Annotated in this window: 6 protein-coding genes and 1 pseudogene; 3 read left to right on the top strand and 4 right to left on the bottom strand. The window is 66.8% G+C overall.

The window, feature by feature from the left end; genetic code table 11:
• Positions 1-332 precede the first annotated feature (332 nt).
• Positions 333-467: pseudogene (locus M8859_RS37595) on the bottom strand (type IV toxin-antitoxin system AbiEi family antitoxin domain-containing protein); the annotation flags it as partial.
• Between the two features lie 320 nt (positions 468-787).
• On the opposite strand from M8859_RS37595, the gene M8859_RS09370 reads away from it, so the two are divergent.
• Positions 788-1,222, top strand: coding sequence for a nuclear transport factor 2 family protein (locus M8859_RS09370; RefSeq protein ID WP_249644103.1), 435 nt, complete (start codon positions 788-790; stop codon positions 1,220-1,222).
• A 40-nt stretch (positions 1,223-1,262) separates the two neighbouring features.
• On the opposite strand, the gene M8859_RS09365 is transcribed toward M8859_RS09370, so the two are convergent.
• On the bottom strand, positions 1,263-2,432 hold the full coding sequence (locus tag M8859_RS09365) for a DUF6545 domain-containing protein (RefSeq protein ID WP_249644102.1): 1,170 nt from the start codon (positions 2,430-2,432) through the stop codon (positions 1,263-1,265).
• Between the two features lie 255 nt (positions 2,433-2,687).
• On the opposite strand from M8859_RS09365, the gene M8859_RS09360 reads away from it, so the two are divergent.
• Together M8859_RS09360 and M8859_RS09355 are read left to right on the top strand one after the other, a co-directional pair.
• Positions 2,688-3,665, top strand: a complete 978-nt coding sequence (locus M8859_RS09360; RefSeq protein ID WP_249644101.1) for an ABC transporter substrate-binding protein — start codon at positions 2,688-2,690, stop codon at positions 3,663-3,665.
• A 44-nt stretch (positions 3,666-3,709) separates the two neighbouring features.
• Positions 3,710-5,089 carry a SagB family peptide dehydrogenase gene (locus M8859_RS09355; protein WP_249644100.1) on the top strand — a complete coding sequence of 460 codons (1,380 nt, stop codon included), beginning with the start codon at positions 3,710-3,712 and terminating at the stop codon, positions 5,087-5,089.
• A 97-nt stretch (positions 5,090-5,186) separates the two neighbouring features.
• On the opposite strand, the gene M8859_RS09350 is transcribed toward M8859_RS09355, so the two are convergent.
• Both M8859_RS09350 and M8859_RS09345 read right to left on the bottom strand, forming a co-directional pair.
• Entirely contained in the window at positions 5,187-10,283 is a 5,097-nt protein-coding gene (locus M8859_RS09350) for a non-ribosomal peptide synthetase (protein ID WP_249644099.1), read from the bottom strand.
• A 41-nt stretch (positions 10,284-10,324) separates the two neighbouring features.
• Complete coding sequence (locus M8859_RS09345; RefSeq protein WP_249644098.1) at positions 10,325-14,935, bottom strand: non-ribosomal peptide synthetase; 4,611 nt, start codon at positions 14,933-14,935, stop codon at positions 10,325-10,327.
• Positions 14,936-15,088: the final 153 nt, after the last annotated feature.

The following is a 15,088-nucleotide window of genomic DNA, read 5'->3' as shown; positions in this document are numbered from 1 at the left end:
CCCCTGCGCAGCGCCGCGTGCAGCGTTGCCAGCGCGTCCATCCGGGGCAGTGTGCGAGCGAGGTCGACGGCGGTACGGACGGCGTTGGTGGCGACGGTCCCGCGCACCAGTTCCAACTCCGCCGGATCGACTCGCTCGCGATGCACGACGAGCCGACGCGAGCGCGAGGCCCGTATGCCCAGCACGTCGGTCGGCCGATCGTCCAAGACGGCGAACCCGTGCAGCTCGGCGGCGGTGTGGTAGGCGGCAACCAGGGATTCCGGCCCCAAGGACAACCGCGCGGCCTCGACCCGCAGGCCGGGTGACGCCGGGGTAGCCGCCTCGCGGTACACCCCACGGAATACCCGCACCCACTCACCACTATCGATCCGGGCGCGCAGTTCGGCGCGGCTGTACTCGAGCTGTATCTGCATCGCGGTGAACACCCCGAACTGCTTGTCCCGCAATTGCTCCAAGCCTGGTCGCATACGCCGAGCATGCCTCGCGGCCCAACCACGAGATCGTGGCCCACCAGCTGATTTCCCAACCCTGTGCACAACCGTCACAGGTGTGGACAACTCGGTGAACGCAGCGGAACGGTGGACCCATAGGGAACTCGGATGAGCCGTCCGAGGTCATGTCCATCGGCCTGCGCCACGACACCCGCCAGGAGCCCGTCGCGGCGGGCTGATCCTGCCGCCGCGGTTCCCGCCAGGCGAGGCGTGGCGGGACGGGTCCGCCGCGGGCTGATCAGCGCGACGTCCGATTACCGCCGGTCATGCTCGCGCCGAACCACCAGACTGACCGCATGACCACGACCGACCCGATGACCGTGCTGACGGGGATGTACGCGGCCGAAGCGGAGTACCTGGCGGCAGGAGGACCGGGCAGCGCCTCATTCGCGCTGCTCGTTCCCTTCTTCCACCCTTCGGTGGTGCTGCATCAGGCCGAGAGCCTGCCGTATGGCGGACCCTGGCGCGGCCACGACGGCATGGAGCGGTTCTTCCGCGCGATGAGTGCGACCTGGGAGGTTTTCGACCTGCTCGCGCAACGATTCCTGGCGACCGGCGAAACCGCCGTGGTACACACCGAGATACGCGCACGGGCACGCGCGACGGGCCGAGAGATCAACTTCCCGATCCTGCAGACGATCGGGTTCACGGACGGCCGCATCGCCGAGGTGCGTCCCTTCTATTGGGATACCACCGCGGTCGCAGCCGCTTGTGACGAATCCGCGCCATAGCCGACCACCGCTACAGACTTCGGCCATTGGCGAGCGCCTATCACGCTGTTCGGTGCGGAAGCGTTCGGTGGAGAAACGTTCGGACCTTTCGGTGACCGCGCCATCCGCCGAACAGTCGCCCGTGCTGCCCGTCGCCATCCGATGGGTGAGCCGAACCGTCCCGCTCACCCGCCGGATCGACGCCGCGCGGCCAGCGGCGCGCAAGGTCCAGCAGGTAACGGAGCTGGTCCGCGTGATCGCCGGGGGCGGCGGGCGCGATCGCGCCGCACTGTTGCAGACGCGCCGCGGAGGCGACGCGAATGGCTTGCCGACGGTCGGCCGCCACCTGCCGGTTGACCGATGTCGGCGCATACTGCCGGAGCAGAATCAGCGCGTCCTGGATCTCGACGGTCATCCGGTACAAGCGTGATGCCGACTCGAAATGGCGCTGCGGCAGAACGACTTCGGGAACCGCCGTAGTGAGATCACTCCACAGGGGCTGCAATCGGCGGCAATAGCGAGCGTCCCGATCCAAGCCGGCGCGCATCATCAGCGCCTCCAGCAGTGGAATCGATACGAGGGCCGCGAGGAAGCCGAACGCGACGATCGAGGCAACAGCCCATCCGAGGCCGGGAGAGCCCGGTACAGCACCCCCCGCGACCTGGACGATCCCACCCGTCGTGGACAGCAGGCAGTAGAGCCCGAACACGAGCAGCGCCGAGTACGTCAGTCGCTCCCGCAGGACCGGCGTCCCCAGCCGGAGTTCCCGGACGCATACGCGAGCCAGCAGCACACCGATACAGCCGGTGAACAAACACGACACCGACCACAGCAACCCTTCCCAGTCGAGGACCGAGCGCAGGTCGGCGCCGAGCCGCTCCGACACCGCGCATACCCAAGTGACCAGTGCGAATATCGCCGCGATCGCGTTGTATCGGCGTTGCCGCGCGCCGACGCCCTCTGGGCTGGCACCGTCCAGCAGCCTGGCGAAGCCATAGGAATAGGCCAACGCGAAAACGCCGAGACTCATGAACAGCTGCTGCCCCAGCGCCGCCTCACCCCCGACCGTAGCCACCAGGTAGCCGATCAGCACGGCTGCGACGTCCCATCTCAGTGCGCGATTGATCAGCTGGTCCGCTACGGCGTCGTTGACCAGCAACCAGCGTCCGATGGACACGAGGACCACGAGGACCATCGTCGCGGCGAACACAGCGGGCGGTGTTGATGTCATCGTGGTGCACAGTAGAACCCCACACCCAAGGCGGCCAATCGAGCCGCGCTTCGCGCATGGATCAATCCGAGTCACTCGGTCAACCGATGCTCGAGCGCATGCCTCCGGTGTCTGTCGAGCCTGGTGCAGGCGAACAGGTGGATGAGGTCAGCCGCTCGGACCGCCTTCTCAGGCACCCGCAAGATAGGTTAGCCTTGGCTGAATTCGGCTCTTTACGCCGAGTTGGGGAGGTTCCCCGATGAAGGAGGTTCAACGATGAAGCGTGTTCGAGCACCCCGCGTTTGGGCGAGGGCGGCGGTAGCCGTGCTGGCCGGCGCACTCACACTCGGCGTCACCGCGTGCGGCTCGTCGGACGACGAATCCGCTTCCGGTGATCGGATCACCATTACCCACGCGCGTGGAGAAACCACCATCGAGGGAACCCCGAAGAAGATCGTTGCCCTCGGCAACCAGTGGCTGGATGCCACGCTGGCGCTGGGCGTGAACCCGGTCGGCTACGTCGACACCATCGCCATGGTCTCCCAGAGCGCACCCCCGTGGGAGCCGAAGTCACTGGAATCCGCGAAGGTTCTCAATCCGATGGGCAATATCGCAGAGCAGGTCGCCGCGCTGGAGCCTGATCTCATTCTCGCCGACACGTTTCTGGCCGATCAGAAGAACTATGACGAGCTCACCAAGGTCGCGCCCACTCTGCCCGGCCTTACCAAAGACACCGTCACCCCGTGGCAGGACCAGGTGACCACGCTGGGCAAGGTGCTGCGCAAGCAGGGTGAGGCGAGTGCGGTGATCTCGAACGTGGACAAGAAGATCGAGGGGATCATCGCGACCAACCCAGGACTGAAAGGCAAGACCTTCGCCAGCACCTGGCTGAGCGGGCCCACCCAGCTGATGGTGCTCACCGACCAGAACGACGGCTCTGCCAAGGTCTTCGCCCAGCTCGGTCTCACCATCCCGAAGAATCTCACCGAGCAGCCCTCCAGCCAGGGTCGTCTGGCACTGTCGCCGGAGCGCGCCGACGAACTCACCGCTGATCTGTTGTTGGCCGGCTACTCCCCCGGCATGGATGAGGCCTATCGCAACCTGCCGGGATACGCCGAGCTGCCCGCCGTGAAAAAGGGCTCGGTCGTGTTCCTGACCACCCAGGAGATCAGCGCTGTGAACCAGCCGACCGCGCTCTCGGTGCCCTACATCCTGGACAAGATCTCGCCCGCGTTCGCCGCGGCCTCGAAATAGGCAGCGCACCGATCGAATTGGTTCGACAAGCGGAGGTTAGCGGTTTGCCCGCCGTCAGATATCCCGACCAGACCAGGTTCGCCTTGCGGGAGGACGCCACCTGCCTGACGATGCCCACGGGCGCGATTCTGCTGAATCCGCCGCGCAACGAGAAGCTGACCGGCCTCCCCGCCGGCCAGCTCCAAGCGCTGAAGGCGCTCAACCGCGGCCCCGCGACAGTGTCGGAGATGTCCACGGCAGCGGGCGGAGCCGAGGTCACGGACCTGATGGACCGGCTCGCCCGCGGTGGCTGGTTGACTGTCACGGTGCGCGACAGCGAGCGCGACCTCTACACCATCCGTCCGTTCGCACTGCCCGGCCCACGACCGGCAGCGCCGGTCTGTGAACGGGTGACGCTGTCGAAGTTCGCCGTGCTGCACCGGGACTCGAACGGCTTCGTACTGGAACACCCGCTGGCGTGGTGCGACCTGCGCATCCACGATCTACGCCTGCTCACACTGCTCGATCACCCTGCCGCGGCCGATATCGATCTGCCGATCGCGCTCATCTCGCGGTTCACCGAAGATCTGCACTGGTGCGGCTTCCTGGTCACGGATTCGGACGCTGAGGACCAGGAGTTCACCACACGCAGCTGGAACCCGCCGGATCTGTGGTTCCATCGCCGCAGCACCCTGGGTGACCGCACCATCACCTGGGAGAACTTCGGCCCCACCAAGTGGGCGAAGGGCAGGTTCGCGCAGCCACCGGCACGCAAGGCGAACTATCCCGGCGAGCCGGTCGCGTTGACCGTCCCCGATCTGGCGGCCGCAAGGGTCGATGACCCGACCTTGACGACGGTGCTCGAGGACCGAGTTTCGACCAGAGCTTTCGATGACGCGCGGCCGATCACCAGCGATCAGCTGGCCGAATTGCTTTACCGAACGGCCCGGACCCGCAGTACGCGCCCGGCAGGCGAGGGGGAGGAACTGGTATCACGCCCCTACCCCTCGGGCGGCAGCGTCTACGAACTGGAGATCTATCCGATCGTGCGCAATGTCGCCGGTCTTGCACCCGGGATGTACCACTACGACTCGTTCGACCATGTGCTGCGGCCGGTCGCGGCGGCGGATTCGCCCGCGGTAGTCCGGCTTTTGAAGTCCACGTCCGCGACGTTGACCAACGGCGCCGAACCTCAGGTTCTCCTCGTCATGGCGGCACGGTCCGGCCGGGTGATGTGGACCTACGAGCAGGTCGCCTACGCCGTTATTCTCAAACATGTCGGCGTCCTGATGCAGACGCTCTATCTGGCGGCGACCGCCATGGGCCTCGGCGCATGCGCCCAAGGGTTCGGCGACACCGCCGCTTTCGTCGCGGCGGCGGGGGTCGATGAATTGGAGGAGTGCAGCGTCGGCAGCATGATCGTCGGTTCGGCGCCACCGCGCTGACTCGCTCGCTCGCGAACGATCCCTGTCCAGGCACAACATAATACGAGGTCCCAGCGCCGAAAAGCGCTGGGACCTCGTCTTTCGGTAACGCGGGCGGTCAGCCTCGCGCCGACCAGGATTCGCGCAATGCCCGCAGCGCGTCGTCATCGAGGCCGGAAACCGACATCGGGGCGTGATGGCGATCCTCCTTTTCCGGCTCGGAGGACTCGGCGGTGGGCGGATTCGCGATGGCGTCGTCCACCGCGGCGGCCAGCTCCGCGATGGTGAAATACTCGAACACCATCTGTGGCGCCAGCGGTAGCCCTGCCTCGCCGGCCCTGGCGGCCCATTGGATCGCGATGACACTGTCGCCGCCGAGTGCGAAGAAGCCGTCTTCACGACCGATATCGGTGATGTCGAGAAGCTGTTCGAGAATCGAAGCCAGGGTGCGCTCGGTATCGGTTTCCAGCGATGCGGCCGCGGTTTCGACCCGATGATCGGACGCCACCGCGGTCGATGCCTGATGTACGACAGATCTGGTGGCATCCCAGCCATCCGGCAGGATATCCAGTTCACCGAGCGCTCGATCGGGCTGCTCGGTGAAGGCTTCGATCACCTTCACCAGCACATCAGCGAAGATCTCGCCGGTCGTCGCGTCATAGAGATCCGAATTGACCACGACCCGCGCCGTCAGGTCACCATTGGCCTCCGCGGTGTAGTCGAGGTGGAAGTCCATGAACGAGACTTCGTAGTACTTGGCGATACTGGTCACGACCGTCGCGCCGTCCTCGGTGAGGTCGGTCGGCTGCACGCGGGTGCGGAAATGCATCACCACCTGGAACAGCGGATTGCGAGAGAGCGACCGGGGCGGGTTGAGCGTTTCGACCAACCGCTCGAAGGGCACGCCCTGCCTGGTGATGGCGTCCAGCGCCGAGTCACGCACCCTGCCGAGCACCGCGCGCGGCGTCGGGTCACCGGATAGGTCGTTGCGCAGTACCACCATATTGGCGAACAGCCCGATCATGTCCTCGGTCACCGCGTCGAGGCGATTCGCTACGGCGACGCCGATCGGCAGGTCCTCGCCCCCACCGAGCGCGTGCACGGTCGCGGCACTCACCGCCTGGCACAGCATGAAGTCGGTCGCGCCGGCCGCCTCGGCATGCGCCTTGGCGATCTGCCAGGTGGCCGCGGGGACGACCCTGGTGGTACTCAGGCCGTTGTGTCCGAGCACCGGTGGACGCGGCCGGTCGTGGGCGACGGCGATCTCGTCCGGCATTCCGGCCAGCGCCTCGCGCCAATCATCGAGCAACGCCTGCCCGTACGCGCTGACCTCGCCGCGCCCCGGCCCTCGGTCGAAGACCTCGCGCTCCCACATCGCGAAATCGGCGAACTGGATGCCGAGTTCCGGCCAGTCCGGCGATTCGCCGCGCAACCGGGCGCGATAAGCCCGCGTGAGATCGGCGACGAAGATCTGGCATGAGCGCCGGTCGGCGATGATGTGGTGCATCAGGATCGATAGCACATGCGTCTGCGGATCGAGGATGAACAGGCGAAGTCGCAACAGCGGTTCGCCTTGCAGATCGAAGACGTAAGTCGCGTCCTGTGCCAGCTCCCCCTCGAGTTCGGCGGCGGCATCGAGCGCCCCACCGCCGAGTTCGATGGTGGGCACCGGCACCGGGCCGGCCGGGTGCACCTGCTGGTACGGCGTTCCTTCGTGCTCCGGGAACGTGGTGCGCAGCGACTCGTGGCGGGCCACGACGTCATCGATGGCGCTACGGAGGGCTTCGAGGTCGAGCGGACCGTCGAAACGGAGCGGATAAGCGACGTTCTCGCCGTCGATCGCGCCCTCGAGCCGCCGCTGCAACCAGTACACCCGTTGCGAGTAGGACAGCGGGATATGTTCCGGCCGCGGCCGTCGCACCAGATCCGGCCGGGCGGATATCCGAGCCTCGGCAACGGTCTCGGTCTCCCCGGCCGGTTCACCGCCCGGCTCGTCGAATGCGGCGACCTCATCGATGTCGACGCCGAACTCGTCGAGGAACTGGGCGACAAGATGCGCGCTCAGCCCGGTGACGGTCGGGGTGTCGAACGGAACCCGCATGTCGATCTCGATACCGAACTCCGCACGGATCATCGAGATCAGCCGCGCCGCCAGCAGCGAGTGGCCACCGAGTTCGAAGAAGGAGTCGTCGGCACCGATCCGGTCGCGGTCGAACAGCTTGCGGTAGAGGTCGGCCACCCGGATCTCGGTCGGCGTCCGTGGCTCCCGGTAGGTGCGCGCCAGCGTCGGTGCGGGTGTCGGCAGCGCGCGCTTGTCGAGTTTCCCGTGCGCGGTGAGCGGGATTTCGTCGATCACCGTGAATGCCATCGGGACCATGTACTCGGGCAATGTTGCCGCGATATGCGCGCGGACCGCGTCGATGTCGAGGTCGGCGGCCGGCACGGGCACGAGGTAGGCCGCGAGAATGGGACCGAGCGACTCGTGCTCGGTGACCACCACGACGGCGTGTGCGACATCGTTGTGGTCGGTGAGCGCGGCTTCCACCTCGCCTAGCTCGATCCGATATCCGCGCACCTTGACCTGTTCGTCCGCGCGGCCGACGAATTCGAGCTCGCCGGCGGCGTTGCGGCGGGCGAGGTCTCCGGTGCGGTACAGCCGTCCGCCCGGCAGGAACGGATCGGCGACGAAGCGTTCCGCGGTCAGGCCGGGGCGATGCAGATAGCCGCGGGCCAGCTGGCGACCGCCGAGGTAGATCTCGCCGACCACGCCGTTGGGCACCAATTGCAAGGAATCATCGAGAAGGTAGACGTAGACGTTGCGATTCGGAACGCCGATCGGCACGATCCCGGTACCCTGCGGTCCCTCGACCGCCATGTGCGTGGAGCACACAACCGCTTCGGTGGGCCCGTAATGGTTGCGCAACTCGGCGTCGAAGAGCGAGGTGAACCGGTCGGCAACCTCGCCAGGCAACGCCTCGCCGCCCACCGGGACGTGCCGGAGTGTCCGCCAGTCATTGACGTCGGGGAGCATCAGAAAGGTCGCCAGCATCGAGGGCACCATGTGCAGCACTGATATCTCGTGGCGGGTTACCAGGTCCGCGACGTAGGGAATATCGCGGTAGGCGTGCGGTTTCGGGATGACCACCCGTGCGCCCGCCACCAAGGTGAGGAAGATGTCCGCCACCGATGCGTCGAAACTCACCGAGGTCGATTGCAATACCCGGTCCTGCGCGGTGAGGTCCCACTGCGCGACGAAGCTCGTCAGATGCTCGGCGATCGCCTCGTGTGGAACGCAGACACCTTTCGGCCTGCCGGTGGAACCAGAGGTGTAGATCACGTACGCGGTGTTCGACGGTCGCAACGGAGCAACCCGTTGCGAATCGAGCGGATTCGTGTCGGGCAGCGCCGCCGCGGCCCCTTCCGCCGCAGCGAATGCCTCGGCATCGAGGGTGAGTCTCGGCCTGGCGTCGCCGAGCAGATAGTCGATCCGCTCCTCCGGGTAGGCGGGATCGATCGGCAGATAGGCCGCGCCTGCCTTGAGCGTGGCCACGGTCCCGACGACGAATTCGACGGAGGTCGCCATTCTCAGCGCGACGATATCCTCGGCGCCGATACCGTGGCTGATCAGCCAGTGCGCCAGCCGATTCGCACGCTGGTTCAGCGTGTGGAAGCTGAGTTCGACCTCGTCCGAAGCCACCGCGACACGTTCGGGCATCGCGGCGACCTGGTCCTCCAGCAGGGCGACCACCGTGGTCGGGCGCTCGGGGACGAGCGTGCCATGCGAGGCTTCGAGGACGTCGGCGCGATCGGCGCCGAGCATGTCGATGTCGTGCAGGCGCCGGTTCGGCTCGCGCAGTGCGCTGTCGAGCAGCTGAATGTAGTGGTCGAGGAACTGCTCGATGAGGCGCTCGTCCAGTTCGTCGATCAGATAGGTGGCCTCGACGCGAGGCTCCGCGTCATCGAGAATCACCATCAGGCCCAGTTCCTCTTGGGCGACCGCGCTGCCCAGCGCCAATTCGGTGCACTCGATTCCGGGGAGTCGGAACCCATTGGCGGCGCTGCGCGTGGTGAAACTCAGCTGGACGAGCTGTGCCAAGCCGTCTCGTCCGGCCACTCGTTCGGGGCTCACCGCGTGGATCACCTGATCTACGCCGGCACGCTGGTGTGCGAATGCGTCGAGGGAGGTGGCTTTGGTCGCATCGAGAAGGGTGGCGAAGGTCTCGTCACCATCGGGGGTAGCGCGGATCAGCACCGTGTTACCGAAGTAGCCGATGAGGGCCTCGGCGCCGCGGCCGGTGCGGTTGGTCACCGGTACCGATACGAGGAAATCCGTCGCCGCCGTGTAGCGATGCACCACTGCCTCGAAAGCCGTCAGCAGGACGGTGAACGGGCTCGCCGAGTGCTCCCGCCCGATGGCGGCGACCCTGCTCAGAAGCTCCGGCGCCAGTCGTCGCACACAACGGCCCGCGTTCTTCGACCGCGCGCTTCCCGCGTGTTTGCCTGGCAGCTCTAGTCGCTCGGGCAGAGGAATCAACTCGGCGCGCCAATAATCCAGATCGGCGGCGACGATTTCCCCGTCCTGCCCGGCAGCGTCGACATCCACGTATTGCGCGCGGATCTCCGGCAGCACGGCATCGCGATAGCCCGCGTTCATCTCGGCGAAGAACACCGGCCAGGAATCGTCGTCCCAGCTGATGTGATGGACGACCAAGATGAGGACGTGCTCGGCCGCGCCGGTACGCACCAGCGTCGCACGCAGTGGCGAATCGGAGGACAGGTCGAAGGGACGAGCGAACTCCCGGCGCGCGAGTACTTCGATCCGCCGGCTCCGGCCGCTTTCCGGCAGTTCGGTGAGGTCATGCTCCTGCCAGGAGAACTCGGCCTCGGCGCGAGAGACCTGATACGGCTCGCCGGACTTGTCGACGTGGTAGGTGGTACGCAGGATCTCGTGCCGGGCCACCACGGTGGCGCACGCCGCACGGAGCCGTTCGGGCTCCAGCTCACCGTCCAAGCGGTAAGCGACGCACACGTTCAGCGTGGTGTCGTCGGGATCGAGCTGCTGCACGAACCACATGCGGCGCTGCGCGGCCGAAAGCGGGCTCGGCTCGCCACCGCTTCGGGCAGGCACGGTTGTCGGTGTAGGCGCCTGCAGGTTCTGCGCACGCAGTCGCTGCTGCAGTAGTTGCTTCCGACGCTCGAGAATATCTTCTGACATGGTCGTCCTTCAATCGACGGGGGAGCTTGCGGGCCGGCGGATCACAGGTCGGAAACCGCTGTGCGGTCGACCGAGATCGGCGACAACGCGCGTTCGAGCGATGCGACGGCGGCGCGCCATATTCCGGCGAACCGATGCACGTCGGCTTCGGTGAACACGGCGTCGCTCCAGCGCAGCAGAGTGACCAACTGCGGGCCCGCCGGGGTCGCGTGCACGGCCGCGATCACGTCGATCGCGTGCCGAAGCGGGAATGCGGGTTCGGGTGACATCGGAAGTCGCTCGAGCAGGTCGGTATCGGTCACCGGCGTCCACGGCTTGTTCGCACCGACGAGATCGAGGCGCCCGAGATAGTCGAACAGCACCTGCGGCTCCGGTGCACCGACGAGTTCGGGTACTTCCTCGAGATAGCGAAGCACGCCGTAATCCAGACCCCGATTCGGGATCTCGGCCAGCTGTGCGGCGATGGCATCGATCAGTGCCCTCGCGTTGGCCGGTTCGTCCTGTGCCGCGACAATATCCACGTAATCCGTACCCGCCCCGAAGCGCGCCGGGAATATGCTCGTGAACCAACCGACCGTGCGCGACGTATCGATATCTTCGCCGAGCAACCCGTCTTCTCGACCGTGGCCTTCCATCGCGACATATGCCCCGCCGGTCGGATCCTGGCCACGCGAGACGCGCCAAGTCGCCAAAGTCATGGTGAGCGCGGCGAGAAGGAACTCGCGGACGCCGAGCTCGCCGACGAGGCCATCGAGAATCGCGGCCGTAGTCTCGACCGGGACCAGCACGGGGTGGACGTGACACGAGGACAGCGTGTCGGTCTTCGGATCGGGACGCCGAGCACCGAGCACCGGATCCGGTCCGGCGGACTGGCGCAGCCAGTATTCGCGCTGTGCGGCAACGTCCGGCGCGCCGGCGCGCGCCCGGATCCGCTCCGCCCACAAGCGGTATCCGGTGTACTCGCCCGGTGTATCCAAGGCCGAGATCCGCGCGGCGGCGGTATGGTCCTGCGGGGTGAACCGGGCCCAGCTCTCAGCTAGATCGGCGCAGATGATGTACCAGGAAACCGGGTCGACCGCGACGTGATGAATCGAAAGCAGGAGCAGGTCGGGAGCCTCGGATCGGGTGAACCAGACCGCGCGCACCAGGTCACCGGCGAGCGGGTCGATCTGCGCCGCGGCGCTGCGCGCGTGGGTCGCGAGGGTCTCCCGGAAGTCCGCGCCCTCCTCCACCCGAGTCAGGATCTCGGCCGCGCGGACACAACCCGGCTCGCGGGTGTGCAGGTCGTATCCGGTGGCGGTCTCGCTGAAGCGGGACCGCAACAGGTCGTGCCCGTCCAGGACGGACTGCAGGGCGGCCGTCAGTGTCGGCTGGTCGATTTCCTGGGGAAGCTCCAGCAGGGTGCACAGCGACAATCTGCGATATCCGCCGTGCTCGTGCATCCACGACAGGATGGGAACTCGGCCGACGGCGCCGTAGTCCTCCGCCGTGGCCGCGCGGCTCGGTGTCGCTCCGGAATCGATCTGCGCGGCCAGTTCCCGGATCGTGCCCGCGGTGAGCACCATCCGCGGGCTGGTCGATATTCCCCTCCCGCGCAGGGCGTTCACCAATGAGATGGCGACGATACTGTCGAGGCCGAACTCGACCAGATCCTCCTCGACACCGGGCTTCGCGCCCCCGGTCAGTTCGGCGACCACAGTGCAGAGGCTCCGTTCGGTCTCGGTCTTCGGGGCTTCTGCCCCTGCGCCGGACAGCGCTTCCCGCGCTATCGCCTCCAGTTGCCGGGCGTCGAGCTTGCCGTTGGGGGTCACCGGGAGGGCGTCGAGAGCCAGAATGCGCTGCGGAATCATGTATGCGGGCAGGCGCTCGGCGAGGTCTGCGCGCACCTGCGTGGTCGTGCAGTCCGCGCCGACCACGAACCCAACCAGGGTCGGCCCGCTCGGGCGACGTACCGCGATCACCGCGGCCGCACGCACCCGCGGAGACGACAGCAGCGCGGTTTCGATGTCACCGATCTCGATGCGGTAGCCGCGAATCTTCACTTGGCCGTCCGCGCGTCCGAGATACGCCAGAGCACCGGAGGACAACCGCCGCACCAGATCTCCGGTGCGATACATCCGCTCACCGGGGCGGAAAGGGTCCGCGACGAATCGTTCCGCGGTGACACCCGACTTCCCCACGTAGCCGCGGGCCAGCTGCGTGCCGGACAGATAGAGCTCACCGACGACACCGTCCGGGACCGCCCGAAGCCCCGAATCGAGGACGTATCCGGTCATACCCGCGGTCGGAGCGCCGATCGCCGGCGTCGCGGCGGCGTCGGCCACGGAGGCGACCACGGCCTCGACCGTCGTCTCGGTAGGCCCGTAGCAGTTGTACACCGCGATATTCGGCAGCGCGCACAGCTGTTTCCACAACGGCACGCCGATCGCCTCGCCACCCAACGCCAGGACCGCAGGTCCGGCGGTGCCACGATCATCGATCAACCCGGCTGCCGCCAACTGAGCGAACATCGAAGGGGTCGTGTCGATCATGTCCACTCGGTGCCGGTTCATGCCGTCGACGAGCCGTTGCGCGTCCCGCATGTCCTCGGCATCGAACAGGTGGATCGTATGGCCGTCGAGCAACCCGATCAGCGGCTGCCAGGAGGCGTCGAAACTCAACGACCAGGCGTGCGCGATCCGCAACGGCCGACCCAATCGAGCCACCGCGGGCCGGTAGACCCGGTCGCGGTGGTCGGCGAAGTAGCTCGCCAGCGCCGCGTGGGTACCCATCACGCCCTTGGGCTCTCCTGTCGAACCGGACGTGAAGATCAAGTAGGCACACTGCGCGGGCTCGAACGCTGGTGAGTCCATCGCCGGACCTGGCGTGTCGAGCGCGTCGCTCACTGCGAGCACGGAGGGAAGGCCGGCGACTTCCGCCAGCGCGGCGGCGCCCCCGCCGTCCACCAGCGCAAGGCACGGCTTGGATTGGCGCACAATGGATTCGATGCGCGAGGCAGGGAGGTCGATGTCGACCGGAACGTACGCGGCCCCGGTGGCGAGCACCCCCAGGATCGCTACGATCGACCGCGCGGATCGCGGCAAGGCAAGTGCGACGACGTCTTCGGCGCCTATCCCGCGCTGTGTCAACGCAGTCGCCAAGCGGGACGCGGACTCGGACAACTCGCGGTAGGTGTACCGCTCGTTCTCGGTGGTCAGTGCGAGAGCGTCCGGCGTCGCCGCGACCTGACGGGCGAACAGCTCCGGCACCGTCGCGCCGAGTACGTCCTGCGCCGTTCGCTCCGGAGGTCTTGGACGTTCGTGCGGCAACAGCACATCCAACGCACCCCGATCCGCCTCGCCGAGGGTTGGCAGCCGACGCAGGACGGAGACGAGCCGGGCGACCAGATCCGAGACCGACAGCTGGCCGAGCAACGCGGGGACGGCCTCGACTCCCACCGACAACTCGCCGTTCAGCAGATACGACACCACCGCCAGCGGGTAGTGAGTGAGGCCTTGCGATACCGACATCTGGAATCGGGCGCCATCGGTCGTGGTGATCGTCCCGAACACGTCGGCGACCGGGGCGTTCTCGAAGACGAAAAGGGTGTCGAAGAGCGCACCTCGGCCTACCGCGCGCTGGATGGTCGACAAGCTCAAGTAACCGATGTCCCGCATCGCCGCCGCCTCGCGCTGTAGCTGTGCGCAGGTTCCGGCGACCCGGTCGGCATCGAATTCTCCCGTGCCCAGCTGGATTCGCACGGGGATGGTGTTGATGAACAGCCCGATCATCGTCTCTACGCCGGACAGTTCATCGGGTCGTCCCGAGACGGTGGTGCCGAACACCACTTCGCGACGGTCGGTGAGCCTGCCCAGCACGAGAGCCCAGGCGAACTGCACCACGGTGTTCATGGTCAGTCCGTGCGCGCCCGCCCAGCGCCGTACCCGGCCGGTGTCGACCGCGTCGAGCGTCAGCTTGTGAACTTCCGGCACGATCGTGTTGACGATCGATGATGAGCGGTCACCGAGGATGAGCGGCTCGACATCGCCGAGGTACTCGGCCCACAGGCGCAGGTCGGCGTCGCTGTCGCGGGCCGAAAGCCAGCCGATGTAGTCGCGGTAGGGCCGGGGCGCGGGCAGCGCGGCGGCTGACCCACCCGCCTGATACACCGCGAAGACCTCGCGGAAGAACACGCCGAGTGACCATCCGTCCATCAGGATGTGATGCGCGGTCAGAATCATCCTGCGCGACCCGTCGGGCAGCGTCGCGAGCACGACCCGCAAGGCCGGGCCGCGCTCCAAGTCGAAACCGCGACGCGCTTCCGATTCCGCGATGGCGGCGAATCCCCGTGCGTCAGCCGCACGTTCGAACCACGGCAGCTCGATGGAGCCCGGCACGATCTGCACCGGCCTGGGCAGATCCCGGTCCCAGAACACCGCACGCAGGTTGGCGTGCCGCCGCACGATCGCCTCGACGCTGCGGCGCAACAGCGCCACATCGACCGGACCGGTGATCTCGATCTCGATCTGCATGATGTAGAGATCGTCCGCGCCGGCCAATTCGGCCAGGGAGAACAGGCCCTCCTGCAACGGGCTCAACGCGAGCACGTCCTCGATTTCCGGCAGCGCCGCCGAATCACGCGCGGCCACGGGCGCTTGTGTCTTCTCCGACATGAAGCCGACTCCTCAGCGGTTGTTCTCGGACATCAGCACCACAACGAAAGTGCGGATCGAACTCACCTACCTGTTGCCTTGCACCTGATATCCCTCAGGCCCGCTCAACCTAGCGACTTAGGTTAGCCTACACAATATTGCCCCGCCAGGCGG

This window comes from Nocardia sputi, from assembly GCF_023501985.1.
Note: the sequence above shows the minus strand (reverse complement) of the source record. Positions and strands in the feature narration are given on the sequence as shown.

What these genes read in the sequence shown, in the direction of transcription:
- M8859_RS09370 (WP_249644103.1), top strand. Translation starts at nt 788, where the DNA reads ATGACCACGACCGACCCGATGACCGTGCTGACGGGGATGTACGCGGCC.
- M8859_RS09350 (WP_249644099.1), bottom strand. Translation starts at nt 10,283, where the DNA reads ATGTCAGAAGATATTCTCGAGCGTCGGAAGCAACTACTGCAGCAGCGA.
- M8859_RS09360 (WP_249644101.1), top strand. Translation starts at nt 2,688, where the DNA reads ATGAAGCGTGTTCGAGCACCCCGCGTTTGGGCGAGGGCGGCGGTAGCC.
- M8859_RS09365 (WP_249644102.1), bottom strand. Translation starts at nt 2,432, where the DNA reads ATGACATCAACACCGCCCGCTGTGTTCGCCGCGACGATGGTCCTCGTG.
- M8859_RS09345 (WP_249644098.1), bottom strand. Translation starts at nt 14,935, where the DNA reads ATGTCGGAGAAGACACAAGCGCCCGTGGCCGCGCGTGATTCGGCGGCG.